We start from the raw sequence: 22,771 nt of genomic DNA on the forward strand, positions 1-22,771 counted from the left end.
CAGTGGTTTAGATCCCCAACTCTTCCGACGTACGCACCGACTTACAGCCAGTGGTTTAAATCCCCACCTCTTCCGACGTACGCACAAACTCACAGCCAGCGGTTTAGCTCCCCAACTCTCCCAACGCAACCACAGACTCAAATCAGTGATTTTCCTCCACCGCACCGATAACCCGCTCATCACCCCGCTCCGATGGCAGCACGATATTCAACAGCATCGCCAGAATGCCCCCCGTGGTCACCGCATGACCAAACAAATTACTCACCAACGGTGGCAACTGCTTCAACACCTCGGGTACCGCTTCCACACCCAAGCCAATACCAAAGGACACCGCGACGATCAACATCTCACGGCGTCCCAACGGGGATTGCGTCATCACCCGAATGCCTGCCGCCACCACACTGCCAAACATCACCAGTGTGGCGCCGCCAAGTACCGGCGCAGGGATTTGCTGCAGCGCATTGCCGATCACCGGAAACACCCCTAACAGCAACAGCATCACACCAATCACCATGCCAACATAACGGCTGGCCACGCCGGTCATCTGAATCACACCGTTATTCTGCGCAAAGGTAGTATTAGGGAATGCCGAAAACATCGCGGCGAACAGACAGCTAATCCCATCAGCCAAAATGCCACCCTGCAAACGACGTTGAAAACCGTCGCCCTCAATGGGTTGCTGCGAAATCAGGCAATTCGCCGTCAAATCCCCTACCGCCTCAATCACGCAAATCACCGATACCAGCGCAATCGGCACGAAAATGCTCCAGCTAAAATCGAAACCAAAGCGGAAAAATGAAGGCAAAACCAGCAAGTGGCTGGACATCATCGGTTTGATGGGCAGATGGCCGGTCAGTGCCGCCGCCAGACAGCCCACGGCGATACCTGCTACCACCGCAACAAGGCGCATCCAGCGATTCTGGGAACGGTTAAGCACAATAATCACCAGCAGCGTCAGCGCGCCCAGCGCCAGATTTCCTGGCGCACCAAAGTCAGTGGCGTTATGGCCGCCAGCCCAATCGGTGATGCTCACTTTAATCAGGCTGATGCCGATCAAGGTAATCACCGTGCCGGTCACCACCGGCGTCAGCACTTTCCGCAACGGCGCTACGCAACGGCTGATCAACATGGGGATAAACGCGGCCACAAAGTTACAGCCCATGATCATCGCCATGATTGCTTCCGGTGAACCGCCCTGCGCTTTCACCATCAAACCGCCAGATAAGATGACGCCGAGAAAAGCAAAGCTGGTGCCTTGCAGGCAAATCATGCCCGCCCCAATCCCCATAAAGCGACGCGCCTGCAGAAATGTCCCTAAACCGGAAACCAGCAAAGACATGCTGATCAGATACGGAATGTAAGTCTGCAATCCGAGGATTGAGCCAATAATCAGTGGCGGTGTAATGATCCCTACCACGCTGGCAAGGACGTGCTGCAACGCAGCGAAAAAGGCGGGAACAGGACCAATACGGGCATCAAGCCCATACAATAAACCTTTAGGGGAGTGCGACATGTGTGTGCTCCGGCAGAATATTCATCAGCATGGCTGATGCATGATTCACGCCATTGGCACTCACATTGAGTAAAAAATTTATAACCGCATGATTATAAGCTGATTTAAGCAGAGCGATCTCGGATGCTGAACCCGAAACCTTAGATTCAGCCACCGATCATTTGCATCACTTCGTTTCATCAGGCCGCAGGCTGTGCACTATCAACGTGCATTAATGCCTCATCCAGCAGGGAAATGTTCAGATAACCACTCAGCTCACGCTGCTCGGCACGCGGCAGATAAGGCAACTCACCGAGCAGCGGTGCGCCTAGCTTTTCACGCAGAACATCAATGATTTCAGCGTAATGAGCCAATCCTGGGTTAATCCGGTTGGCGACCCAGCCCACCAAAGACAGCCCATCACGAGCAACGGCATCAGCGGTCAGTAAAGCATGACTAATGCAACCTTCCTTAATGCCCACCACCATGACGACCGGCAGTTGTTCCTGTTGAACCCAACTGGACAACGGCTGCAGATCATTCATCAGACTGCGCCAGCCGCCAGTTCCCTCCACCACCACCCGCGCGGCGCGGCTTTGTAACTGCTCAAGGCTGCGGCTCAGCAACGGATAATCCATTCGCACGGATGCGCTGGTGCTGATTTCATCTTCTTCCAGGGTGATGGGATTCACCGCCTGGTAAGGCAGTTCAAGCCCCGATGCCTGCTGCAGCAGCAAAGCATCTTTATTACGCAATCCGTCTGGCGTGTGCTGTGCACTTTTAGCAACAGGTTTGTAGCCTGCTGCACAGAGACCCGCTTTGGCGAAACACTGCAGAAGCGCGCGTGACACGACGGTTTTACCCACCGCAGTGTCGGTACCGGTGACAAAGATTGTTTTCACCTTATTCCTCCTTCGTTGAAGCGATGTGTAACCTGCGAAGAAGGCAGTTTAAGGAAATGTCTCGGATGGCAGATTGCGTTAGCGCAAACTTAAGGCGAGCAGTGATTAGCCTTGCAACAGTTTTACCAGCAAATGGCCGCTATAAAGTGAGTCTTTGATCAGCGCGGCGGCACCAAAAGTGCCCGGATCGCTAAAGCTGGTAGGGGCGAGTTGGATCTCATGACTGTATGCGGGTAACGCCTGCTGACGAATGGTGCTGCTAACGGCAGGAAACAGCACCTCAGCGGCTTGATTAAGCGGAGAACCAATCAGGATTTGTTGGGGATTGAAGATATTCACCATCATTGCCAACATGCGACCAATGTGGTGGCCGACACCGGCAATCACATCACGCGCCAGTCGATCGCCCTGCTGCGCGGCTGCGCATAAACTGGCGATGGTTAGCGGTTCCCGATGCAGCAAACTGTCGGGTTGCGAAGATAAACGCTGGGCCGCCAGCTGCAATAAACTGCCTGTGCTGGCCACGGTTTCCAGACAGCCATGATTACCGCAGTAACACTGCTGGCCGTAAGGATCGATCTGCGTATGCCCAATTTCTACCAGCGCACGACCTCGTTTGTGCAAAAGCTGGCCCCCGCTGATCACACCCGCACCAACCGTTTCATCAATCACTATTTGAATAACATCCTGCGCACCGCGCGAAGCACCGAACAGCGCTTCGGCCAGCGTCCAGGCGGAGATGTCATGTTGCACAAATACCGGTAAACCCGTGAGCGAGGAAAGTGTTTCACCTAACGGCATTTCCTGCACGTCATAGCCCGGCATGCGATGCACCACACCCGATGCCGCGTTAATTAAACCGGGTAAGGTGATGGCAATCGCGGTAAGACGCTCAAGTTTGTTCTGATGGCGGACGAAGAAGTCATTAACCATTTGCTGCAGCGTTTGCAGCAGCGGCTGGTCAGCGCTGGCAGGCAGTGGCAGTCGATCTTCCTGCAAAGCACGGCTGCTCAGATCGCGCAGCGTTAACGTGATATGTCCCGGTTGAATACGGATGGCAAGATAGTGCCAGGCGAGGGTATCAAGAATCAAACCAATGGCCGGACGGCCACGGCTGCCTGGATCCTGGAACTCGGTTTCCTGCACCAGATGCGCATCGAGCATTTCACGCACAATTTTGGTGATGCTGGCGGGTGCCAGCTGGGCACGTTTAGAAAGCTCAATACGCGAAATCGGGCCGTAAAGGTCAATCAGTCGGTAAACCACACCTGCGTTGGTCTGTTTTATTTGGTCAATGTGGCCAGGCTGACTGTCCAGATTCACGCCCTGCTCCCGGATATTTTCGCGCTTCTAAATAAACAGCAGCTATGGTGATGCAGATTGGCAGGCAGCGTCAAATATTTGATTAGAAATGTGATTTATCGCACATAAAGATCGGGCCATTGATCATCAGACGATTTAAATTTCGGCATTCTGCATCATCAATTGCATCATATTGTGCATTTGCGCAGTGGGTTGCCGCGTGGCTGACCAGACCAGCCAGACTTCAGAAATGGCATCGTGCTCCTGCAGGGGAATCCACACCACATCAGCCAGTCGCGCACGCCGGAAAGAAGCCGGTAATATGGACACTCCTAATCCGGTAGCAACGAGACCGAGAATCGTCATCGCTTCGCCCACTTCCTGTGTAATAAACGGTTTGATTTGATAACGGTGCAACAGCGCCAGTGTTTCCCCGTACAGCGCGGTCCCCCCCTGTGGATCAAAAAACACGAAGGGCTCGTTGGCCAGTGCCTGAATAGAGATCGTTTCGGCATCCGCTAGCGGATGTGCCCAGTGCACCAGCGCGCACAACGGCTCGCGCAACAGCACCCGATGCTGTAAATCGCTTGGCAACGGTGTGTTGCGCATCACCCCCAAATCCAGCCGACCTTCGTGCAGCGGTGCTAACTGCTGACGCGTGTTATTTTCCTGCATCGAAATATGCACTTCCGGCCAACGCTGACGAAATTGATACAGCGCGTCCGAAACCAGGCCGGTGAAGGGTGCGGAAGAGGTGAAACCAATACGCAGCTCGCCTTCCTGTCCACTGTGCACACGCGCTGCCCTACTGGCGGCTTGTTCAACCTGCAGCAAAATGACGCGCGCATCCTGTAAAAACAACTGACCGGCAGGTGTGATCTGCACGCTGCGATTAGTGCGGGTAAACAGCTGTGCGCCAATCTCATGCTCCAGCTGCTGAATCTGTTGACTGAGCGGCGGTTGGGAGATATTCAGCCGCTGCGCCGCGCGGCCAAAGTGCAGCTCTTCCGCAACGGCGATGAAATACCGCAGATGGCGCAACTCAATATTCATACTTTAAACGTCTCATTTGAGATTATTAATATATTGTACAACCTATTCCCATTTTCCTACAGTAATCAGACCGTTTCTTATCTAAGGATATTCCGTGAGTCGCTCTTCCCAGGCAGTGACAATTCGTGAAGACGATTTGTCCGCTAAGCCTGATTCAACCGTAGCCTCCTCCGAATGGATTGAACGTGGATCGCCGCAGTTTATGCGCGTCACGCTGGCATTATTTTCCGCTGGATTGGCCACCTTCGCGCTGCTGTATTGTGTGCAGCCAATTCTGCCCGTGTTGTCACAGCAGTTTGGCGTCTCTCCCGCTGAGAGCAGTATTTCATTGTCACTCTCAACGGGTTTGATGGCGCTGGGCTTGCTGGTGACCGGCCCGCTCTCCGATGCCATCGGGCGTAAGTCGGTGATGGTCACTGCCTTAATGCTCGCCGCCATTTGCACGTTGATTTCGGCCACCATGACCAGTTGGCAAGGCATTTTGATGATGCGTGCACTGATTGGGTTGTCTCTCAGCGGTGTGGCAGCGGTCGGGATGACTTATTTAAGTGAAGAGATTCATCCCCGCGTTATTGCCTTCTCGATGGGGCTGTACATCAGCGGCAATTCTATTGGCGGCATGAGCGGACGCTTGCTCACCGGGGTGCTGACCGATTTCTTCTCATGGCGTGTAGCCATTGGGGTGATCGGTTGCTTCTCGCTAGCAGGCGCACTAATGTTCTGGAAGATTCTGCCGGCATCACGTCATTTCCGTCCCGCTTCGTTGCGACCGCGCAGTTTACTTATCAATTTCCGCCTGCACTGGCGCGACAAGGGTTTGCCGTTCCTGTTTGCAGAAGGTTTCCTGCTGATGGGCGCGTTTGTGACGCTGTTTAATTACATTGGCTACCGTTTGTTGAGCGCACCCTGGTCGCTAAGCCAGGCGGTGGTGGGTCTGCTGTCGGTGGTTTATCTGACCGGCTCGTGGAGTTCTCCTAAAGCAGGCGCGATGACCAGCCGCTTTGGCCGTGGTCCGGTAATGATTGGCGCCACCGCCATTATGCTGGTTGGGTTATTGCTCACCGCATTTGATTCACTCTGGCTGATACTGCCCGGCATGATGCTGTTTACAGCGGGCTTTTTTGCCGCGCACTCCGTTGCCAGCGGTTGGATTGGTCCACGCGCACGCCGCGCCAAAGGCCAGGCATCGTCACTTTATTTATTCAGCTACTACGTGGGTTCCAGCGTGGCGGGCACGTTAGGCGGTGTGTTCTGGCACAGCTATGGCTGGACGGGCGTGACGCTGTTCATCAGTGTGTTGCTGTTGCTGGCCTTATTCGTCGGCTGGCGTTTACAGTGCCGAAAACTGTAATACCTTTCATCTAAACGACGGGGCCGCTGCGCCCCGCTTCTCGCTTAAGCCGTCAGAATCGCGCTTTCAAATAGTCCCACTTAAAACAAAACGACAATTCGTCGCTATAATCCATTTTATTCCAACAATAGTTAGATTTTCTTTTTTCACAGCAATGAGGACGTTAGATGCAACTCTATTATTACGTCGATAAGCATGCAGGCTATAACGACAACCATGTGGTACATGCAACAGGCTGCCCGTTCCTCCCTTCCGATGGTGCACGGCGCTTTCTCGGGACTTTCTACACCGCCACGGCCGCCATTCAACAAGCCCGTAAATTCTATTCCAATGCGATGGGATGCGAGCATTGTTGCCCGGTGGCGGTAAAAAAAAGCCTGACCACTCAGCATAGCGTGGCGCTAAAACACATGGTGCAACTCTGATAATGCTGGTCTGACAATCGCGTAGCGCTTAAGGCGTGTTGTTAAGTACGGCTGTCACATCGTTCTCATACAGAAATAGCCGACTTCCTCATCACGGAATCATAAAGCGCTACGCTTTGATTGTTCTTGCCTGCGTTCACCCCTTAGCCAAAAAGCAAGAATTGATAATAACCCCAGGCTATTAACCAGGTCTTCTGCGATAAAAAATATTCAGGAATAAAAACGGTCTATATGGTTTTCATCCGCTCATTAATGCTCCACAATAGCCCCAATTTGTGATGCAGGTCACTTAACCGGGCTCGTTTCGCCCCCTCACTCGCTGTCAGATCGATTTGAACCCCATGCAACCAACTACCGTCTCACGTAAAACAGCCTGGCTACGCGTTGTGCTGCTGGCGATTGCCGCCTTTGTCTTTAATACCACTGAATTTGTACCTGTTGGCCTGTTGTCGGATATAGCGGCGAGCTACGCCATGAAGACCGCTGATGTCGGTATTATGCTGACCATTTATGCATGGGTCGTTGCGCTGTTATCCCTGCCGTTAATGCTACTGACGCGGAATATAGAACGCCGTCTGCTGCTGTCGATGTTGTTCATTCTGTTTATCGCCAGCCATGTGCTTTCGTCCGTGGCATGGGATTTCACCTCGCTGGTGATTTCGCGCATCGGCATCGCACTGGCGCACGCGGTATTCTGGTCGATTACTGCTTCACTGGCGATTCGTGTTGCTCCGGCTGGCAAAAAAACCCAGGCGTTGAGTATGCTGGCAACCGGTACGGCATTGGCGATGGTGTTGGGCGTGCCTATTGGCCGAATCGTTGGGCAATACCTCGGCTGGCGCACCACTTTCGGCATGATCGGCTTGTCAGCGTTGGTGCTGCTAATTTTGCTGGTGCGGATACTGCCACGTCTGCCGAGCGAGCACACAGGCTCACTGAGTAGCGTACCGATGCTGTTCCGCCGTCCGGCGTTAGTAGCAATGTATATTCTGGTGACGCTGGTGGTCACCGCGCACTACACCGCTTACAGCTACATCGAACCCTTTATGCAGGTGGTCGCGAATGCGGATGAGAACTTCACGACCTTACTGCTGTTGCTGTTCGGTTCAGCCGGGATTATCGGCAGCGTGCTGTTCAGTTCGCTGGGCAACAAATTCCCCTCAGCGATGTTACTCGCCGCGATTGGCATCATCACGTTGAGTATGGGGCTGTTGCTGTTTGCCGCCGTGCGCCCTGCAGCCATTTCGCTGCTGTGCATTTTCTGGGGCATGGCAATGATGATGATCGGCCTGGCGATGCAGGTTCGTGTGCTGTCACTGGCACCGGATGCCACCGATGTGGCGATGTCCTTGTTCTCAGGTATTTATAACATCGGGATTGGTGCGGGTGCCCTGTTGGGGAACCAGGTCAGCCTGCATATGAAAATGTCGGATGTGGGTAACGTGGGGGGGTTAATTGGACTGGTTGCGTTGTTCTGGTGTATCGCCATCTTCCGTCGGTATCCGCAACTCCGTTCAAACGGATAATCCGCTCATAACCAGGGGCCCACATCGGTGCGCCCCTGCGCCATTCTTCGCGCTTTGGTAATTAGTTATAAATTACCGCTGTGCCATTTAGCTTGTTGTTGCCAGAGGTCGAAGTGATGCGGAACGACTTTGCTCCGGCAGCACTCGCCTTCTCCGATAGCTGATTCTCCAGTGAAGTCAGGTTAGTGCTACCTGATGCACTGACCACACCAATTTGCTGCTGGTTCAATGGTGCCTGATTCACTAGTTCAGCAGCCATGCTACCAAACGCGATGGATGACAGTGCGACTGCGGCTAATAACATTTTGATGCTTTTCATGATCGTCTCTCTTATGCAGATGAAAGGGGTCGGCTGAATTAAGTTAACAACCGTTAATTAAATGCTAGCGCCGAACTGGGCATCTCGTCAATCATTTTATTAACGGTCATTATTTTATTAAGAAGAGGCGTGATTATGGGCTTTAGCGCCCTTTTTCACTTATCGATTTGAGTGTTGTGCCGCAGGTAAAGCACAAACGGGCAAAGTGAATGAGAGGGAATGTCGGCTGCGCTTGCATATTTAGTTAGCGATCGGTAATTTAATCACATGTTCTTCATGCAGTGAGGTGTCCCTATGACGCAAATGACCGACACGCTTAATCGCAAAACGCGTGGTCGCCCCAAAGTGTTTGATCGCAACGATGCGCTGGATAAAGCGTTAATGTTGTTTTGGGCACACGGTTATGAAGGCACCTCGCTGTCAGATTTGGTGAACGCGACGGGGGCGAAAGCGCCGACGCTTTACGCGGAGTTTGAGAATAAGGAAGGCTTGTTCCGCGCAGCAATGCAGCGCTACATCGATACCTTCAGCGCGCAGCGTAATCAGGTGCTTAAGGATGAAACACTCGATGTCAAAGCCGCGATTGAGGCCTATTTTCGTGCTACTGCAGCCTGTTTTACCGAGTGCGATAAGCCCGCTGGCTGTTTCTTTATCTGCACCTCCAGTGCGCTCTCTTCAGGCTCAGACGAGATTGCACAGATGCTGGCTAAGCAGCACCATGCACAGGAACGGGCTTTGCAGCAATTTCTGGATGTCCGGCAACAGCGTGGCGAATTGCCGCAGTGTGCCAACAGCGGTACGTTGGCCAGCTATCTGGCCTGCGTGTTGCAGGGCATGTCAGTGCGCGCCCGTGAAGGCGCAAGCCGTGACGATCTCGATGGAATAGTCGATACGCAGATGGCCATCTGGCCCGCTCTGGCAGGCTACTGCGCGTTGAACGCGTCATAGCCTGCTGACGATGTTTTATAACTTTGCAGTCAGGTGCGACCTCCAGGCCGCCCCTGACTTGCACCAAAGTGTAATGTTTGAAATCCTTAAGGCATAAAAAACATCGGTTTTAACACCTGGCTGATCGGGCTATTGTTCGCATTCGATGGCATCAAATCTTTCATCGATGCCCACCAACGCTGGCACACTTCCGTGTTCGCGACCGCCTCCCAACGTGCTTCCGACTCTATCTCCACGCTGGCGAATAACAAATTACGCTCCGCATCCAGCCAAATCGCATAGTTGTGCGCACCGTGAGTTTTCAACGTCTGTTCCAGCTCAGGCCAGATCGGTGAATGGCGACGCAGATATTCATCATGACAGTGCGCATGCACCTGCATCACAAAGGCTTTACGCAACATCACTGCGCTCCGCATCCAATGCCGCTTGCCACGGTTTGACGGCGAAGCGTTCTCCCAGTGCCACCAGCTGTTCGGTGGTGATGCTCTGGCGAATCCCACCCATCGACAAGGCTTTGACCACCACTTCTGAAGACTTCTCGGCCGTGTCGATCAGTCCAAAAGTTTCATCCAGATTCGGACCGGCACCGAAAATGCCGTGGAACGGCCACATCACCAGGCTGTGTGATGCCATGGCATCGGCAGTGGCTTGACCAATCTGATCGGTTCCCGGCACCATCCACGGCAGGATACCGACGCCATCCGGGAACACCACCAGACATTCGGTGCTGCCTTCCCATAGCAAGCGCGTGAAACGGGCGGAATCCAGATTCACTACGTAACTCAACGCCATAAAATTGGTGGCATGGCAGTGCATAATCACGCGGTCAGCCCCATTGGAAACCTGCTTGCGCACGCTATGCGACTGGAAATGCGCCGCCAGTTCCGAGGTCGGCAACCCGCCGTTGCTCAGACCCCAGTGGATTTTGTACGACAGCCCTTTGTCGTCCACCTGTAACAGCGCCAGACAGTCGGCGGGATCAAGTTGAACGTTACGGAAGAATTTGCCAGAACCGGTGACCAGGAACCAATCATTGGCCAGCGCCGGCGCCGGTTGGGTTAACTCAATACAGCGCGGTTCGGCATAAAAATCAGCTGACCAGGCCTGCGCTTCCTCCGGCAGCAAACGCAGGCTGACATTGCCACCATTGCGCTCATCCCAGCCTTTCAGCCACATATCACTGGTCGCCTTCACCATGTTCTGAACGAATGAAGAAGAGAGAATATTTTGCATGGTAGATCCCTTATCGTAGACGCAATGTTTGTTGTTCATAATGACGCACTTCGCTCAGCCAGCTGGCATCGGCGGGCACATCATGTCGCAGACACCAGGCTTCCCAGACCGCCTGCCATGGCAGAGATTTCTGCTCTTCCAGCAGTGCCAGACGCGCGGTGTAGTCCCCTTCCTGCTCACATTTTCGCAGCTGATCGCTGGGTTCCAGCAGTGCGCGCAGCAGCGCTTTTTTGGCGTTGCGGGTGCCAATCACCCAGGCTGCGATGCGGTTAATCGAGGCGTCAAAGAAGTCCAGGCCGATATGCACTTTGTCGAACAGTTTGTGGCGGGCGATCTCAGTGGCGATGGCCTGCGTTTCATCATCGAGCAGCACCACGTGATCGCTATCCCAGCGTACAGGGCGGCTGACATGTAACAGCAGGCGCGGCACGTACAGCATGGCGGTGGAAATCTTGTCGGAGATCACTTCGGTAGGATGGAAATGTCCGGCGTCTAACGTCAGCGCCGTTTGACGGCTGGCGGCATAGCCGAGGCAAAACTCGTTGGAGCCCACGGTGTAACTCTCCGCGCCGATACCAAACAGTTTGCTTTCCACCGCATCGATATGATGACGCGGGTCGAGCTTCTCGCTGATGACTTCATCCAGCGCGCTGGCCAGACGCTCGCGCGGTGCCAGACGATCGATGGTGAGATCTTTCATGCCATCAGGCACCCAGATGTTCATCACCGATGGGGTTCCCAGCTGTTCACCAAAGTGCGCTGAAATACGGCGGCTGGCTTTGCAGTGGTCGATCCAGAACTGGCGAATCCCTTTATCAGCATGGGAAAGCGTAAAGCCGTCGGCGCTCAGCGGGTGTGAGAAGCAGCTGGGGTTAAAATCCAGTCCTAATTTGTTGGATTTCGCCCACTCTACCCAGCCGCTAAAGTGCTTCGGCTCAATGGCATCGCGTTCAACTGGCGAATCGCTTTCCAGATAAATGGCGTGGAGGTTGAGGCGTTTAGTGCCGGGGATCAGCGACATGGCTTTTTCTATGTCCGCACGCAGCTCATCCGCGTTGCGAGCGCGTCCCGGATAATTGCCGGTGGCCTGAATACCGCCCGTCAGTTCGCCATTCGGGTTTTCAAAGCCACGAACATCATCCCCCTGCCAGCAGTGCATCGACACCGGGATGCCATCCAGTTGGGTCATTACCTGGTCCACATCAATACCCAACGCCGCGTAGCGTTGTTTCGCCAGTTCAAAGGCTTGTTCAATCAGCTTTGTCATATGCAAGTTCCTTAGCAGGTTGGCTCAGTGCCGCAAAGCGTGCCTGGTGGGCAGCAAAGATGCTGGCGTTCTGAGGTGCAAACGTTTCTAACGGGAAATTTTTATCGATGCAGCGACGCAATTCGGCCACATCACGCAGTTCACCCAACGCCATCAGCTGGCAGCCGACATTACCCAGCGTTGAGGCTTCAATGGGGCCGGCCAGTACGGGCATTTCGCAGGCATCGGCACAGAGTTGGTTCAGTAATGGGTTCTGACTGCCGCCGCCGACCACATGCAGTTGGCGAATGGGGCTATCGCGCAGGGTGCCCAGTTCGCCTATCACCTGGCGATACAGCAGCGCCAGGCTGTCGAAAATGGTGCGTGCCAGCGCTGCAGGGCTTTGTGGAATCGGCATATGCTGCTCAGCGCAGGCATCCTGAATCTCCTGCACCATGCTGGCGGGATTAATAAAACGCGTATGATTAGGATTGATCAGGGCACGACAGGCGGATTCATTTTTTGCTTCGTCAATCAATGCGCAGAGATCTGAGATGTGCAATTCGCTGCATACGCGCTGTAATAGCCACAGTCCCATGATGTTCTTCAACACCCGATAGCCTTCCGCGCCACCTTCGTTGGTGATATTGGCGTCGAGCGACGTGCGGTTGACGCAGGGTTGCAGACTTTCTATGCCCATTAACGACCAGGTGCCAGAACTGAGATAAGCGGCATCATCCTGCATCAGCGGCGTGGCCAATACCGCGCTGGCGGTATCGTGGGTGGCGACGGCCACCACCGGGATCTTTTTACCACTGACGTTAACCCAGTTGCCCACGGTGTTGCCCGGCGCAGTCGGTTTGCCAAACCAGTCGGCATCAATCCCCGCCCACGCCAGCAACTCGCGATCCCACTCGCCGGTGTCAATGTTGAGCAGCTGCGTGGTGGTGGCGTTGGTGTACTCCCAGTTCATATTGCCGGTCAGACGGTAATGCAGATAATCCGGGATCATCAGCGCATGTTTGACCTGTGCCTGCCAGTCCGGTTGTTGCTGGTGCAGCGCACGCATCTGATACAGGGTATTGAAGGGCAGAAACTGGATACCTGTGCGCTGGTAAATGGCGGCTTTGCCCAGCTCATTGATCGCTTGCGCCATCAATCCATCGGTGCGCGAGTCACGATAACTGACCGTTTCGCCCACCCGTTCGCCGTTGGCATCCAGCAGCACCAGATCCACGCCCCAGGTATCAATGCCGATGCTGTCCGGCACGATGCCCTCATCATCTAACTGCGCCAGCCCTGCGCGAATCGCCTGCTCCAGACTGTCGAGATCCCAGCAGTCATAACCGGTGCGACGAACACGCTGGTTGGCAAAACGGCACACTTCACGCAGGGTGATGCGCTGGTTAGCAGAGGTCCATTGTGCGAGCATCACGCGCCCGCTGGATGCGCCTAAATCAATGGCAACAATGTTACGCATACTCATGGCGTTTCTTCCTGTGATGAGATGGCTTTAGCGTATGAATACTGGCGCTTTGCCACCTTCCCCTTACTGCCAGCGCGTGATAGTCGATGGCAGGCTGGCAAAGATGATCGTGAGAAAGCTCACAGAACCGGGGAACAACAGAGTTGTGAGCTTTACCGCAATTCCATCAATCACTTGGCCGATCTTGAATAATTCGCCATTTTCCTGCGCTGTGCGGTTTAAATTTCAAGGTAAGGTGCACAGCGCCTGCGTAGACTCGGTTACAAAATTGTTAATCGAGAGGCGCATCATGACCGTTCTGCACAGTGCTGATTTCTTTCCGGAAGGAAACTACGCGATTGCTATTGAGCCGCGCGTGCCGCAGCAGGCCTTTCCCGAGCATCATCATGATTTCCACGAAATCGTGCTGGTTGAGCAAGGTTCCGGTATTCACGTGTTTAACGGCCAGCCGCAGACCCTGTGCGCCGGTTGCGTGTGCTTTGTACGCGATCACGATCGCCATCTGTATGAACAAACCGAGAATTTGTGCCTGACCAATGTGCTGTACCGCAGCCCGGCAGCGTTTCGTTTTCTCTCTGGTTTACAGTCATTGCTGCCCGGTGATGAAAACGGCAACTATCTGTCGCACTGGCGTATCAATCACAAGGTGATGGCGCAGGCGCTGCAGATTGTGACGCAGATGAAACAGCAGGAGGTCTGGTCGCTGGAGCGACAGGCGCATCAGGAGCAGCTGTTTTTGCAACTGCTGGTGCTGCTGCGCGAGGCGGGTCACAACGATCAGGCGCAGGATCAGGAAGCGCGTCTGCATCGGTTGCTTGACTGGCTCAATGAGCACTACAGTGAAGATATTGAATGGGATGCGCTGGCCGATCGCTTCTCGCTTTCGCTGCGCACCCTGCATCGCCAGATGAAGCAGCAAACCGGCAATACGCCGCAGCGCTACCTGAATCGTCTGCGATTATTGCAGGCCCGGCATCTACTGCGCCATAGTGATATGCGCATAACGGACATCGCCTATCAGTGCGGATTTGGTGACAGCAACCACTTCTCCACGCTGTTTCGGCGGGAATTTGGCTGCGCGCCCCGAGCGGAGCGCCAGCAGATGATGTAACTGGAGTGGTTCCCATGTCGCTGATTTTGACGCGCGAAGACTATTTCCCGGCCACCAATTTGCCGATTGCGGTGGCCGAACGCATGCCTCAACCCTCCTTCCCCCCGCATCGTCATGAATTCAGTGAAATTGTGATCGTCTGGCGCGGCAACGGCTTGCACGTGCTCAACGAACGCCCGTGGTTGATTACCTGCGGCGATGTGTTCTATATCCGCGACAACGATTGCCACAGCTATGACAGCGTCAACGATTTGGCGCTGGATAACATTCTTTACTGCCGCGATCGCTTTCGTCTGAGTCTGGACTGGAGCCAACTGCTGCCCCCGCAGGACGATGATGCACCCAGCTGCTGGCGCTTAACCACGCGCGGCATGGCGCTGGCGCGTGGCGTGATCAGCCAGCTGGAGCGGGAGAGCCGTAAAAGCGATTCGTTGTCGATCCAGCTCTCTGAAGCCCTGTTTCTGCAGCTGGCACTGATCTTGCGTCGGCATGGTTATGCCGCCGACCGTCCATGGGCGCTGCCGGAGGGTGAACAGCTTGATTTACTGATGTCTGCCTTACAGGGTGCACTGCACCGCCCATTCGACCTGGCCCATTTTTGCCAGCAAAATGAATTAAATGAGCGTGCACTGAAGCAGCTGTTTCGTCAGCAAACCGGCATGACGGTGGGCCACTATTTACGGCAGCTGCAACTGTGCCAGGCAAAATATTTGTTACGCACGCAGGATTGTTTAATCAGTGAAGTGGCCGCTCGCTGCGGCTTTGATGACAGCAATTACTTCTCGGTGGTGTTTACGCGGGATACCGGTTTGACACCCAGCGCCTGGCGCCAGCGTTTTCTTCCTCAGCACGCCTCACTGAGCGACAAAATAAAAGCCTGACGCACCTTGCCGCGCGTCAGGCTTGTTCTAAAGCGGCCAATTCATTAGCCGTTGGCCATGCCCAATCCGACGATGTTGGCGGCAATGATGATCACCACGCAACCCAGCGACAGCACGCGAACCGGACGCTGCCCCACCGCTTTCCACTCTTTCAGCACCAGACCCACCAAACCACCGCACAGCACATACAGGCTCATGTGCAGCATCCAGCTGACAAAGTCGTATTGCGGAGGGATTTTCGCGTGGCCCCAGGCATAGAAGAAGAACTGCAGATACCACATGGTGCCGCCGAGCACGGCGAAGGCCACGTTAGCGATCAGCATCGGTTTCGCCACTGAGAAGTCACGGCGCACCGACAGTTCAGGTTTGATCGCCAGACGGATAAAGCAATAGGCCAGGTTGACCAGCGCACCGCCGCCCATGATCACCACATAACTTGGCAATGCCACGTACAGCGGGTTGATACCCAGATTGGCAGCAGCTTCATGCATCGGTTTTGCCGCATCCATCGCGAACGACATCCCGGCGGAGAAGATGCCGCACAACACCGCCAACACCAGTCCTTTCTTGAGATTAAACTCTTCCGCATTGATGCCAAGCGCACGCTCTTTCAACAAACCGGCACGCGAAACGATCGCCACACCCACCAACGCCACCAGCACACCCAGCAGCGTCATACGTCCGCCTGGCGAGCTGAACAGCTCAACAAAGCGTCCCTGCAACAGCGGCGTCATCAAGGTGCCCACCACGAGGGTGATACCAATGGCAATACCAATGCCCATCGACATGCCGAGATAACGCATGGTCAGGCCATAGTTAATATTTCCGACGCCCCACATGGCACCAAACAGAAACACTGGCAGCAGTTGCGAGAAGCTAAAACTGCCGTAATAGGCCCAGAAGTTGGGCAGCAGCACGGCGCTGACCGCCCATGGCAGAATCAGCCACGACATCACGCCGCCCACTGACCACATTGTTTCCCATGACCACTTTTTTACCTGCTTAAACGGAGCATAAAAACATGCGGCACTGGCGGCACCCACCAGATGCCATAAAATACCGGCAAGAATGGCACTGTTCATTGTTATTCCTTCGTAAGGTTGAGGCCCACAGGAAACCGATAGTTTCCCGATTAGCAGCAGTCTACGGTGCGCAGCTTTTCTTCAGCCTTTGGATGGCTGCCGGAAAGCGCGCGCTGCTGGCAAAATTCGGCGGGTCTTGAACATGAGGATCACAAAATCGCATTTGCAGGCAACATTCTGACTGATTTCTATAAGTGACTTATTATTGAGGATATTTTTTATTTTTGTTGTGTTGATCGACACAGTTTTTGACTGACTGCCAGCCTGCTGTTTAACATGGCAGTCACGCAAAGCCGCCCGATGAGCTTTCCCCGACGTGGCGAACTCCGTATAACGTTGGAAAAATCATCGCAACGAAGGAATGAGATGAATAGCAAAAGGTTGACGCTGCTGTTGTCGCAGCAGGTGAGCCGCGTGATGCTGGATGATATCCGCGCCATTGTGCCGCCCCAGGCGTTAAACGTGTTCATTAATGGATTGGATGAAGAACGTTACGCCACACTTGACTGCATCCAGAGCGAAGAGAACTGCGCCCTGCTGGCTTCGGCCATCGTGGTGTGGCGTCAACTCGGGCATGTTCACCGCATTCGGTATCAGAAAGGCGAACATCTGCGCGAGGTGGATGACGCCAGCCAATTCCAGCTGTTCAGTATGATGAAAACCCATCGCGCCATTGTTCAACTCGCTTAACGATCAGGATAATTATGAAAATCGGACTGCTCTTCCCTATTGCCATCATCATTGCTGGCGTCAGTTTCCTCGCCTGGTTTATCGCCAGCGGCGCGGCGGTGCCGGGCTCCTGATATTTTTGCTGAAAAGGATGATTAGCTAACACGCTGAATACGCGGCATTTCATCAGGAATGCTGCGTCTGTCGTACCGTTCTTCCCTTCTCTGCCATCTCGTCATCCGCTCTGGCACTGACAAAAAGGTGCTACACCTTGATCTGTTTCACTCTCGATTCACACCCTGATAACGAAACCGATCGCGGAGACCCTACAGATGACAACACACCATAAACATTACATTAATGGCGCGTTTGTAAACGATCAGAACGATAAATGGATTGAGGTCATCAATCCGGCGACTGAAGCGCTGCTGTCTCGCGTGCCGCAAGGCACTCAGCAAGATGCAGCACAGGCAATTGCGGCAGCAGAAACTGCACAACCCGGCTGGGAAGCGTTGCCCGCAGTAGAACGCGGCAACTGGTTGCGTAAAATTGCCGCCGGTATCCGCCAGCGTGAACCCGAATTGACGTCCACGATTGTGGCGGAAGGCGGTAAAACGCAGGGGCTGGCGCAAACTGAAGTGCTTTTCACTGCCGATTATCTGGATTACATGGCCGAATGGGCGCGTCGTTATGAAGGTGAAATCGTCAATAGCGATCGCCCAAATGAAAATATCTTTGTATTTAAGAAAGCCATCGGTGTCACCACCGGTATCCTGCCGTGGAATTTCCCCTTCTTCCTGATTGCGCGTAAAGCCGCTCCGGCGCTGATTACCGGCAACACTATTGCCATCAAACCCAGTGAGCTCACCCCTAACAACGCGGCGATTTTCGCGCAGATTGTGCATGAGATTGGCCTGCCGAAGGGCGTGATCAACTTTGTGTTTGGTTATGGTCCTGAAGTCGGTCAGGAGCTGGCGGCGAACCCGAAAGTCGGTTTGGTGAGCCTGACCGGCAGCGTCGGCGCGGGCATTGCCACCATGCAATCCGCAGCGAAAAATGTCACCAAGGTGTCGCTGGAACTCGGCGGCAAAGCCCCCGCGATTGTCATGGATGATGCAGACCTGGATCTAGCTGTGAAGGCGATTGTCAGCTCACGCGTGATCAACACCGGACAGGTGTGCAACTGTGCGGAACGCGTGTATGTCCAGGAAGGCATTTATGATCGCTTTATCACCGCTCTGACTGCCGCAATGAAGCAGGTGAAGTTTGGCAACCCGGCCGAACAAACCGATATCGACATGGGCCCGCTGATCACCGCCGCCGCGCTGGAACGCGTGGAGCAGAAAGTCGCCAAAGCAGTGTCTGAAGGCGGAAAAGTAGTGCTGGGCGGCAAACGCGCCGGTGATAAAGGGTTCTACTTCGAACCGACGATTATTACCGGTGTGCGTCAGGAGATGGAGATCATGCGTGAAGAGATCTTTGGTCCGGTATTACCAGTGATGACCTTTAAAACCCTTGATGAAGCCGTCGCGCTTGCTAACGATTGTGAATATGGCCTGACCTCTTCGATTTACACGCAAAATCTGAACACGGCGATGATTGCGCTGCGTCAGTTGAAGTTTGGTGAGACCTACATCAACCGCGAGAACTTCGAGGCGATGCAAGGGTTCCATGCAGGCTGGCGCAAATCGGGTATTGGTGGTGCGGATGGACGTCACGGACTGGAAGAGTATCTGCAGACCCACGTGGTGTATTTGCAGTTCTCCTGAGTGAAATACCTGGCTGAATAGGTTACCAGCCAGGTATCGTCATGAGGTGAAGTCGCGCCATAACTGGCGCATTTCTTCAGGCTGCGCAATGGAATGCGCAGCTCCGGTATGCCTAAGCTCTTCGCCTTTAGATAGGGGGGCAAACTAATCCGCTCAACCGCTTTTAAGCGATACGCTTCTGGCTGCGTAGCAAGGCTAATCCACTTAGTACCGACATCGCCATCAGGTAATAACCGGGTGCCAGGCTGGTGCCGGTGGCAGTGATCAGCAGCGTACAAATCAGCGGTGCAAAACCACCAAACACCGTCACCGCGACGTTATAGCTGATCGCCATCCCACTGGCGCGAGTACCAATTGGGAACAAGTCGGCCATCACCGACGGTACCGTCGAGAAATAGATCGATTTCAGCAACGCCATCCAGCACACCAGAATAATCAAGGTGGTCGGCGTGGTGTGATTCACCACCAGCTTAAACGCTGGATAGATAGTGATGATCAACAGGATCAGCGAGCCCCACATCAACGGCACGCGGCCAACACGCTCCGCCAGTAAGCCCATCAGCGGCGTCACCACCGTCAGGATCACCCCTGCCAGCAAGGTCGCAGTGAACGCGGCGGAACCTGGCAGATGCAGGTTTTTGGTGGCGTAAGTTGGCACGTAGTTGAGCATGTAGTTTACTGCGGTGGAGATCACCATCAGGCCAATCGCCAGCAGCATCAGCTCCTTCTGACGCCCGAACAGACGTTTCAACGGTGCGGCCTCCGGCGCTTGCGCTTCAAAACTGGCAGGCTCATGCACATGGCGGCGGATGTAGATCCCCAACGGACCAATCAGCAGACCGAAGGCAAACGGGATACGCCATCCCCAATCCTGAATCTGGCTCTCCGTGAGGATCTGCGTCAACCCCAATCCAAACGCCGAGGCCAGCAGCGTACTCGCGCCTTGCGTGGCAAACTGCCAGCTGGCGATAAACGCCCTGCGCTCCGGGAAATGCTCGACCAGAAACGCCGTTGAGCTACCGAATTCGCCACCCGCTGAGAAGCCCTGTACCAAACGCGCCAGCAGAATCAGCAACGGCGCAATCAAACCAATAGTGCCGTAGCTCGGCATAAAGGTGATCACCGCGCCGCCCAGCATCATCAGGTTAATGGATAGCAGCAGCGCCTTTTTACGCCCGTGGCGGTCGGCATAGTTACCCAGCACAATCGCGCCTAACGGACGAATCAGGAAGGAGACGCCGAAGCTACCAAAGGTCAGCAGCAAAGAGACCGAGGGATCGCTGGTGGGGAAGAACGCATGGGCAATGTAGCTGGCAAAGAAGCCGTACACCGCAATATCAAACCACTCCAGTGCATTACCGATACAGGTGGCAAACAGCGTTTTGTGCAGATTTGGTTTGGTGCTGCTCAATGGGGCAGCCGTGTTAAGCGTACTCATGCAGCACCTCCTGCGTGCTGACGGTGTTTAGCCACCAGCTCGCTGCCCTGCTCGCCCAAATCCCACAGCAGTCGGGTCATAATTTGCAGACCTTCACGCGCAATCGACTTCAGCATATGTTCGTTGACGCCATGCTGACCGCAGGCCGGGTAGGAGTGCGGCACCCACAAGGTTGGCAGGCCGAGAATGTCTGAGAACACTTCGTTGGGCAGTGAACCGCCCAGATTCGGCAGCAGCGCCGGTTTTTTGCCGCTGGTCTCTGCCATGCTCGCCAGCACCCAATCCACCAGCGGATCGGTAGGATCGAGTCGCGTCGCCGGTGAGCCGCGCATAAACTCCACTTTTACGTAGCCAAAACCGTGCTTCGCCAGGTGCTCGCTAACATGCTGTGCCAGGTTTTCCCAATCGGTACCGACCACAAAGCGCAACTGGCACACCACCGTGGCTGCACCGGGAATGGCATTCATCGGACGCTCAGGATTGCCGGTCAGGAACGCGAGGACTTCCAGTGTATTCCAGCCGTAGAGTCTTTCTGTCGGAGAAAGCGTCGGCTCGCCCCAGGTGGGATCAATCTCTGGGTCACCTGGCATCCCGCCCACTTCGATGTCGCTGAGGATGTCGCGCACTTGCTGAGTGAGAGAGTCAGGTTTCAGCGCATCAACCTGCAGCACGCCCCTTTCGTTCACCAGACAAGCAATGGCGTTGGCGAGTTGAGTACCCGGATTGGTCAATAAGCCGCCCCAGTTACCTGAGTGATAGGCGTTGTCACGCGCGGTGACGGTGAGACGGAAGTTGACCGCACCCCGGGAGCCAAGGAACAGGGTTGGGCGCACCGCATTGAGACGCGGGCCGTCAGAAGCGATAAACAGATCGGCTTTAAGCAGTTCAGCATGATGCTGGCACAGCTGAGCCAGACCCGGTGAGCTGATCTCCTCACCCATCTCAAACAGCATTTTGCAGTTGAATCCGAGTCGTCCACCACGTGCTTTAAATACCTGCTCCAGCGCAGCAAGGTTAACGCAGTGCTGACCTTTGTTATCCGCGCTGCCGCGTGCGTACCAGCGATCGCCTTCTTCCACCAACTGCCACGGCGATAGGCCTTCGCGCCAGTTTTCGTCATCGCCGAACACCACATCGCCATGGCCGTAGCTCAGCAAGGTCGGCAGTGACGGATCTTCGATGCGCACCGCCACCAGGAAGGGGCGATGAGCGGCTTCAGGGTTATCGATAAAGTGCAGCGTAAACCCCAGTGCGATCAGCTGAGGGCCAATTTCATCCTGCAGGTAACGCTGTAATTCGTTGTCGCGATCCTGGCGCTGGCTTTCGGTGCGCTGTGCCACGCGTCGGGCCAGTGTTTCCTGAAATTCCCCGCTGTCGAACCAGGCGGTGGCTTGTTGTACCGCTTGTTGTGCTGTCATGTTTGCATGTCTTTTATTGGTATTTTGGTTTTGTCATCTTTGCGGAAACCTTGCTTTGCCACAATTATCAATTTGTCGAGTATGATTTGCTTTTTTGGCAAAGCTCCGCTGCCCAATTTCGAGGCATGCACCAGCATGAGGCATTCGCATGATAAGCAACGAGATCCGCTATTTTCTGGCTGTTGCCAATACCGGTTCGCTCAGCGCGGCCAGTGAACAGCTGTTTGTGGCGGTGTCGGCCATCAGCAGGCAGATCCAGCGACTGGAAAATCAGGTCGGCGTACCGCTGTTCGATCGCCATGCGCGCGGTATGGTGCTGAATGAAGCCGGTGAAATTTACGCCCATCACGTGCGCAAAAATATGCTGGAGATGGAATACGCGCTGGCAGAAATCAAAGGATTAAAGGCCGTACGACGCACGCTGATTCGCGTGGCCTGTACCGATGGGTTGGCCTTTACGCTGCTGCCGCGCATGATTGCCGCCTTCCGTGAGGATAATCCCGGCGTGCTGTTTGATATCAAAGTGGCGAGTACGCAAGGTGTCGCCGAGTTATTGCGCAGTGGTGAATGCGATCTGGCACTGCAATTTAGCCTGCACGCTGAACGCGGTGTGGAGGTGATCGGTTCCTGGCCAGCGCCGGTGCTGCTGGTGATGCATCAGAGCCATCCGCTGGCTAGCGCAACACACGTGACCCTGAACGATGTCAGCCACTATCCGCTGGCGTTGCCGCAACAAAACACCACGGTGCGCCAGCTGTTTGAGCTGGCGAGCCATATGAGCGGCAATTTGATTGAACCGGTGATCACCTGCGATACCTTCTCAACGCTGTTCCACTTCCTGCTGCGTACACCGCTGGCCCTGACCATTTGCAGCGCCTTTACCGTGCTGCAAGAGGCGGAAACGCACGGCTTGATATTACGTTCTGTGGGTATTGATCAGTTGAGTCAGCGCAACCTGCAGCTACAGGCGCAATCAGGGCGACCTCGCAGTGCCGCCCTGAATGTGTTTATGACGTTTTTACTGCAGCAAATGAACGCGCTGGAAGAGCCGTTGCGTCAACGCTGGAAGCCATAATCGCCAGGATTTTGGCAATCTAGCGGGCCGCCTTTGGATTGCCCG

22 protein-coding genes are annotated in these 22,771 nt (G+C 54.6%); 10 read left to right on the forward strand and 12 right to left on the reverse strand.

Translation table 11 applies throughout. The features are described from left to right. Nucleotides 1–142: 142 nt before the first annotated feature. The 4 genes from FD737_RS05815 to FD737_RS05830 all read right to left on the reverse strand — a co-directional run bounded on the left by FD737_RS05815 (nt 143) and on the right by FD737_RS05830 (nt 4,749). Nucleotides 143–1,513: a nucleobase:cation symporter-2 family protein gene (locus tag FD737_RS05815; RefSeq protein WP_160832955.1), complete on the reverse strand. Its 1,371-nt coding sequence runs from the start codon at nt 1,511–1,513 to the stop codon at nt 143–145. Nucleotides 1,514–1,692: 179 nt separating this feature from the next. After that, a complete protein-coding gene (gene bioD, locus FD737_RS05820; RefSeq protein WP_097117092.1) occupies nt 1,693–2,394 on the reverse strand; it encodes a dethiobiotin synthase in 702 nt (233 codons plus the stop codon). A gap of 105 nt (nt 2,395–2,499) precedes the next feature. Further along, nucleotides 2,500–3,717, reverse strand: a complete 1,218-nt coding sequence (locus FD737_RS05825) for an ROK family protein (protein WP_160832956.1) — start codon at nt 3,715–3,717, stop codon at nt 2,500–2,502. A gap of 135 nt (nt 3,718–3,852) precedes the next feature. Beyond that, nucleotides 3,853–4,749, reverse strand: coding sequence for a LysR family transcriptional regulator (locus FD737_RS05830; protein ID WP_160832957.1), 897 nt, complete (start codon nt 4,747–4,749; stop codon nt 3,853–3,855). A 94-nt stretch (nt 4,750–4,843) separates the two neighbouring features. Here FD737_RS05830 and FD737_RS05835 point away from each other — a divergent pair, with 94 nt between their 5' ends. The 3 genes from FD737_RS05835 to FD737_RS05845 all read left to right on the forward strand — a co-directional run bounded on the left by FD737_RS05835 (nt 4,844) and on the right by FD737_RS05845 (nt 8,051). Continuing rightward, nucleotides 4,844–6,100 (forward strand): MFS transporter, encoded by a 1,257-nt coding sequence (locus FD737_RS05835; RefSeq protein WP_160832958.1) that lies wholly within the window; start codon nt 4,844–4,846, stop codon nt 6,098–6,100. Nucleotides 6,101–6,267: 167 nt separating this feature from the next. After that, nucleotides 6,268–6,525 (forward strand): hypothetical protein, encoded by a 258-nt coding sequence (locus tag FD737_RS05840; RefSeq protein ID WP_034831174.1) that lies wholly within the window; start codon nt 6,268–6,270, stop codon nt 6,523–6,525. Nucleotides 6,526–6,866: 341 nt separating this feature from the next. Beyond that, nucleotides 6,867–8,051 carry a sugar transporter gene (locus tag FD737_RS05845; protein ID WP_160832959.1) on the forward strand — a complete coding sequence of 395 codons (1,185 nt, stop codon included), beginning with the start codon at nt 6,867–6,869 and terminating at the stop codon, nt 8,049–8,051. 61 nt (nt 8,052–8,112) lie between these two features. Here the strand turns inward: FD737_RS05845 and FD737_RS05850 are convergent, their stop codons facing one another. After that, on the reverse strand, nt 8,113–8,370 hold the full coding sequence (locus FD737_RS05850; protein WP_160832960.1) for a YdgH/BhsA/McbA-like domain containing protein: 258 nt from the start codon (nt 8,368–8,370) through the stop codon (nt 8,113–8,115). A 294-nt stretch (nt 8,371–8,664) separates the two neighbouring features. Between FD737_RS05850 and FD737_RS05855 the strand changes: the two genes are divergently transcribed. Continuing rightward, a complete protein-coding gene (locus tag FD737_RS05855; protein ID WP_097117087.1) occupies nt 8,665–9,318 on the forward strand; it encodes a TetR/AcrR family transcriptional regulator in 654 nt (217 codons plus the stop codon). 86 nt (nt 9,319–9,404) lie between these two features. On the opposite strand, the gene rhaM is transcribed toward FD737_RS05855, so the two are convergent. Genes rhaM through rhaB form a run of 4 tightly spaced genes read right to left on the reverse strand, consistent with a single transcriptional unit; the run spans nt 9,405 to nt 13,283 of the window. Continuing rightward, nucleotides 9,405–9,719 (reverse strand): L-rhamnose mutarotase, encoded by a 315-nt coding sequence (gene rhaM, locus FD737_RS05860; protein ID WP_097117086.1) that lies wholly within the window; start codon nt 9,717–9,719, stop codon nt 9,405–9,407. Beyond that, nucleotides 9,709–10,551 carry a rhamnulose-1-phosphate aldolase gene (gene rhaD, locus FD737_RS05865; protein ID WP_097117085.1) on the reverse strand — a complete coding sequence of 281 codons (843 nt, stop codon included), beginning with the start codon at nt 10,549–10,551 and terminating at the stop codon, nt 9,709–9,711. The genes rhaM and rhaD overlap by 11 nt, the downstream gene beginning before the upstream one ends. Before the next feature lie 10 nt (nt 10,552–10,561). After that, nucleotides 10,562–11,818 (reverse strand): L-rhamnose isomerase, encoded by a 1,257-nt coding sequence (locus tag FD737_RS05870; RefSeq protein WP_097117084.1) that lies wholly within the window; start codon nt 11,816–11,818, stop codon nt 10,562–10,564. After that, entirely contained in the window at nt 11,802–13,283 is a 1,482-nt protein-coding gene (gene rhaB / locus FD737_RS05875; protein ID WP_160832961.1) for a rhamnulokinase, read from the reverse strand. Before rhaB ends, FD737_RS05870 begins: the two co-directional genes overlap by 17 nt. A gap of 289 nt (nt 13,284–13,572) precedes the next feature. On the opposite strand from rhaB, the gene rhaS reads away from it, so the two are divergent. Further along, nucleotides 13,573–14,394 (forward strand): HTH-type transcriptional activator RhaS, encoded by an 822-nt coding sequence (gene rhaS / locus FD737_RS05880; RefSeq protein ID WP_097117082.1) that lies wholly within the window; start codon nt 13,573–13,575, stop codon nt 14,392–14,394. A 14-nt stretch (nt 14,395–14,408) separates the two neighbouring features. Then, a complete protein-coding gene (rhaR, locus tag FD737_RS05885; RefSeq protein WP_160832962.1) occupies nt 14,409–15,275 on the forward strand; it encodes an HTH-type transcriptional activator RhaR in 867 nt (288 codons plus the stop codon). Nucleotides 15,276–15,319: 44 nt separating this feature from the next. Here the strand turns inward: rhaR and rhaT are convergent, their stop codons facing one another. Further along, complete coding sequence (gene rhaT / locus FD737_RS05890) at nt 15,320–16,357, reverse strand: L-rhamnose/proton symporter RhaT (protein WP_097117081.1); 1,038 nt, start codon at nt 16,355–16,357, stop codon at nt 15,320–15,322. A gap of 366 nt (nt 16,358–16,723) precedes the next feature. Between rhaT and FD737_RS05895 the strand changes: the two genes are divergently transcribed. From FD737_RS05895 to aldA, 3 genes are all read left to right on the forward strand, one after another. Next, nucleotides 16,724–17,047 carry a hypothetical protein gene (locus tag FD737_RS05895; protein ID WP_097117080.1) on the forward strand — a complete coding sequence of 108 codons (324 nt, stop codon included), beginning with the start codon at nt 16,724–16,726 and terminating at the stop codon, nt 17,045–17,047. Between the two features lie 14 nt (nt 17,048–17,061). Continuing rightward, on the forward strand, nt 17,062–17,160 hold the full coding sequence (locus FD737_RS05900) for a YoaK family small membrane protein (RefSeq protein WP_141399000.1): 99 nt from the start codon (nt 17,062–17,064) through the stop codon (nt 17,158–17,160). Between the two features lie 198 nt (nt 17,161–17,358). Continuing rightward, nucleotides 17,359–18,795, forward strand: coding sequence for an aldehyde dehydrogenase (gene aldA, locus FD737_RS05905; protein ID WP_160832963.1), 1,437 nt, complete (start codon nt 17,359–17,361; stop codon nt 18,793–18,795). Between the two features lie 163 nt (nt 18,796–18,958). Here aldA and FD737_RS05910 read toward each other — a convergent pair whose 3' ends face one another. Together FD737_RS05910 and FD737_RS05915 are read right to left on the reverse strand one after the other, a co-directional pair. After that, complete coding sequence (locus tag FD737_RS05910; RefSeq protein WP_097117078.1) at nt 18,959–20,233, reverse strand: MFS transporter; 1,275 nt, start codon at nt 20,231–20,233, stop codon at nt 18,959–18,961. Next, nucleotides 20,230–21,651: a M20 family metallopeptidase gene (locus FD737_RS05915; RefSeq protein ID WP_160832964.1), complete on the reverse strand. Its 1,422-nt coding sequence runs from the start codon at nt 21,649–21,651 to the stop codon at nt 20,230–20,232. Before FD737_RS05915 ends, FD737_RS05910 begins: the two co-directional genes overlap by 4 nt. Nucleotides 21,652–21,799: 148 nt before the next feature. Here FD737_RS05915 and FD737_RS05920 point away from each other — a divergent pair, with 148 nt between their 5' ends. Beyond that, on the forward strand, nt 21,800–22,726 hold the full coding sequence (locus FD737_RS05920; protein ID WP_160832965.1) for a LysR family transcriptional regulator: 927 nt from the start codon (nt 21,800–21,802) through the stop codon (nt 22,724–22,726). Nucleotides 22,727–22,771 lie beyond the last annotated feature (45 nt).

The organism is Pantoea sp. Seng, from assembly GCF_009829935.1.
Taxonomy (GTDB): domain Bacteria; phylum Pseudomonadota; class Gammaproteobacteria; order Enterobacterales; family Enterobacteriaceae; genus Pantoea; species Pantoea communis.

Coding starts and splice junctions, on each gene's coding strand:
- FD737_RS05895 (WP_097117080.1), top strand. CDS start 16,724: ATGAATAGCAAAAGGTTGACGCTGCTGTTGTCGCAGCAGGTGAGCCGC.
- rhaT (WP_097117081.1), bottom strand. CDS start 16,357: ATGAACAGTGCCATTCTTGCCGGTATTTTATGGCATCTGGTGGGTGCC.
- rhaS (WP_097117082.1), top strand. CDS start 13,573: ATGACCGTTCTGCACAGTGCTGATTTCTTTCCGGAAGGAAACTACGCG.
- FD737_RS05840 (WP_034831174.1), top strand. CDS start 6,268: ATGCAACTCTATTATTACGTCGATAAGCATGCAGGCTATAACGACAAC.
- FD737_RS05850 (WP_160832960.1), bottom strand. CDS start 8,370: ATGAAAAGCATCAAAATGTTATTAGCCGCAGTCGCACTGTCATCCATC.
- rhaB (WP_160832961.1), bottom strand. CDS start 13,283: ATGAGTATGCGTAACATTGTTGCCATTGATTTAGGCGCATCCAGCGGG.
- FD737_RS05915 (WP_160832964.1), bottom strand. CDS start 21,651: ATGACAGCACAACAAGCGGTACAACAAGCCACCGCCTGGTTCGACAGC.
- FD737_RS05855 (WP_097117087.1), top strand. CDS start 8,665: ATGACGCAAATGACCGACACGCTTAATCGCAAAACGCGTGGTCGCCCC.
- FD737_RS05830 (WP_160832957.1), bottom strand. CDS start 4,749: ATGAATATTGAGTTGCGCCATCTGCGGTATTTCATCGCCGTTGCGGAA.
- FD737_RS05900 (WP_141399000.1), top strand. CDS start 17,062: ATGAAAATCGGACTGCTCTTCCCTATTGCCATCATCATTGCTGGCGTC.
- FD737_RS05870 (WP_097117084.1), bottom strand. CDS start 11,818: ATGACAAAGCTGATTGAACAAGCCTTTGAACTGGCGAAACAACGCTAC.
- FD737_RS05815 (WP_160832955.1), bottom strand. CDS start 1,513: ATGTCGCACTCCCCTAAAGGTTTATTGTATGGGCTTGATGCCCGTATT.
- FD737_RS05845 (WP_160832959.1), top strand. CDS start 6,867: ATGCAACCAACTACCGTCTCACGTAAAACAGCCTGGCTACGCGTTGTG.
- FD737_RS05910 (WP_097117078.1), bottom strand. CDS start 20,233: ATGAGTACGCTTAACACGGCTGCCCCATTGAGCAGCACCAAACCAAAT.
- aldA (WP_160832963.1), top strand. CDS start 17,359: ATGACAACACACCATAAACATTACATTAATGGCGCGTTTGTAAACGAT.
- rhaM (WP_097117086.1), bottom strand. CDS start 9,719: ATGTTGCGTAAAGCCTTTGTGATGCAGGTGCATGCGCACTGTCATGAT.
- rhaD (WP_097117085.1), bottom strand. CDS start 10,551: ATGCAAAATATTCTCTCTTCTTCATTCGTTCAGAACATGGTGAAGGCG.
- FD737_RS05920 (WP_160832965.1), top strand. CDS start 21,800: ATGATAAGCAACGAGATCCGCTATTTTCTGGCTGTTGCCAATACCGGT.
- rhaR (WP_160832962.1), top strand. CDS start 14,409: ATGTCGCTGATTTTGACGCGCGAAGACTATTTCCCGGCCACCAATTTG.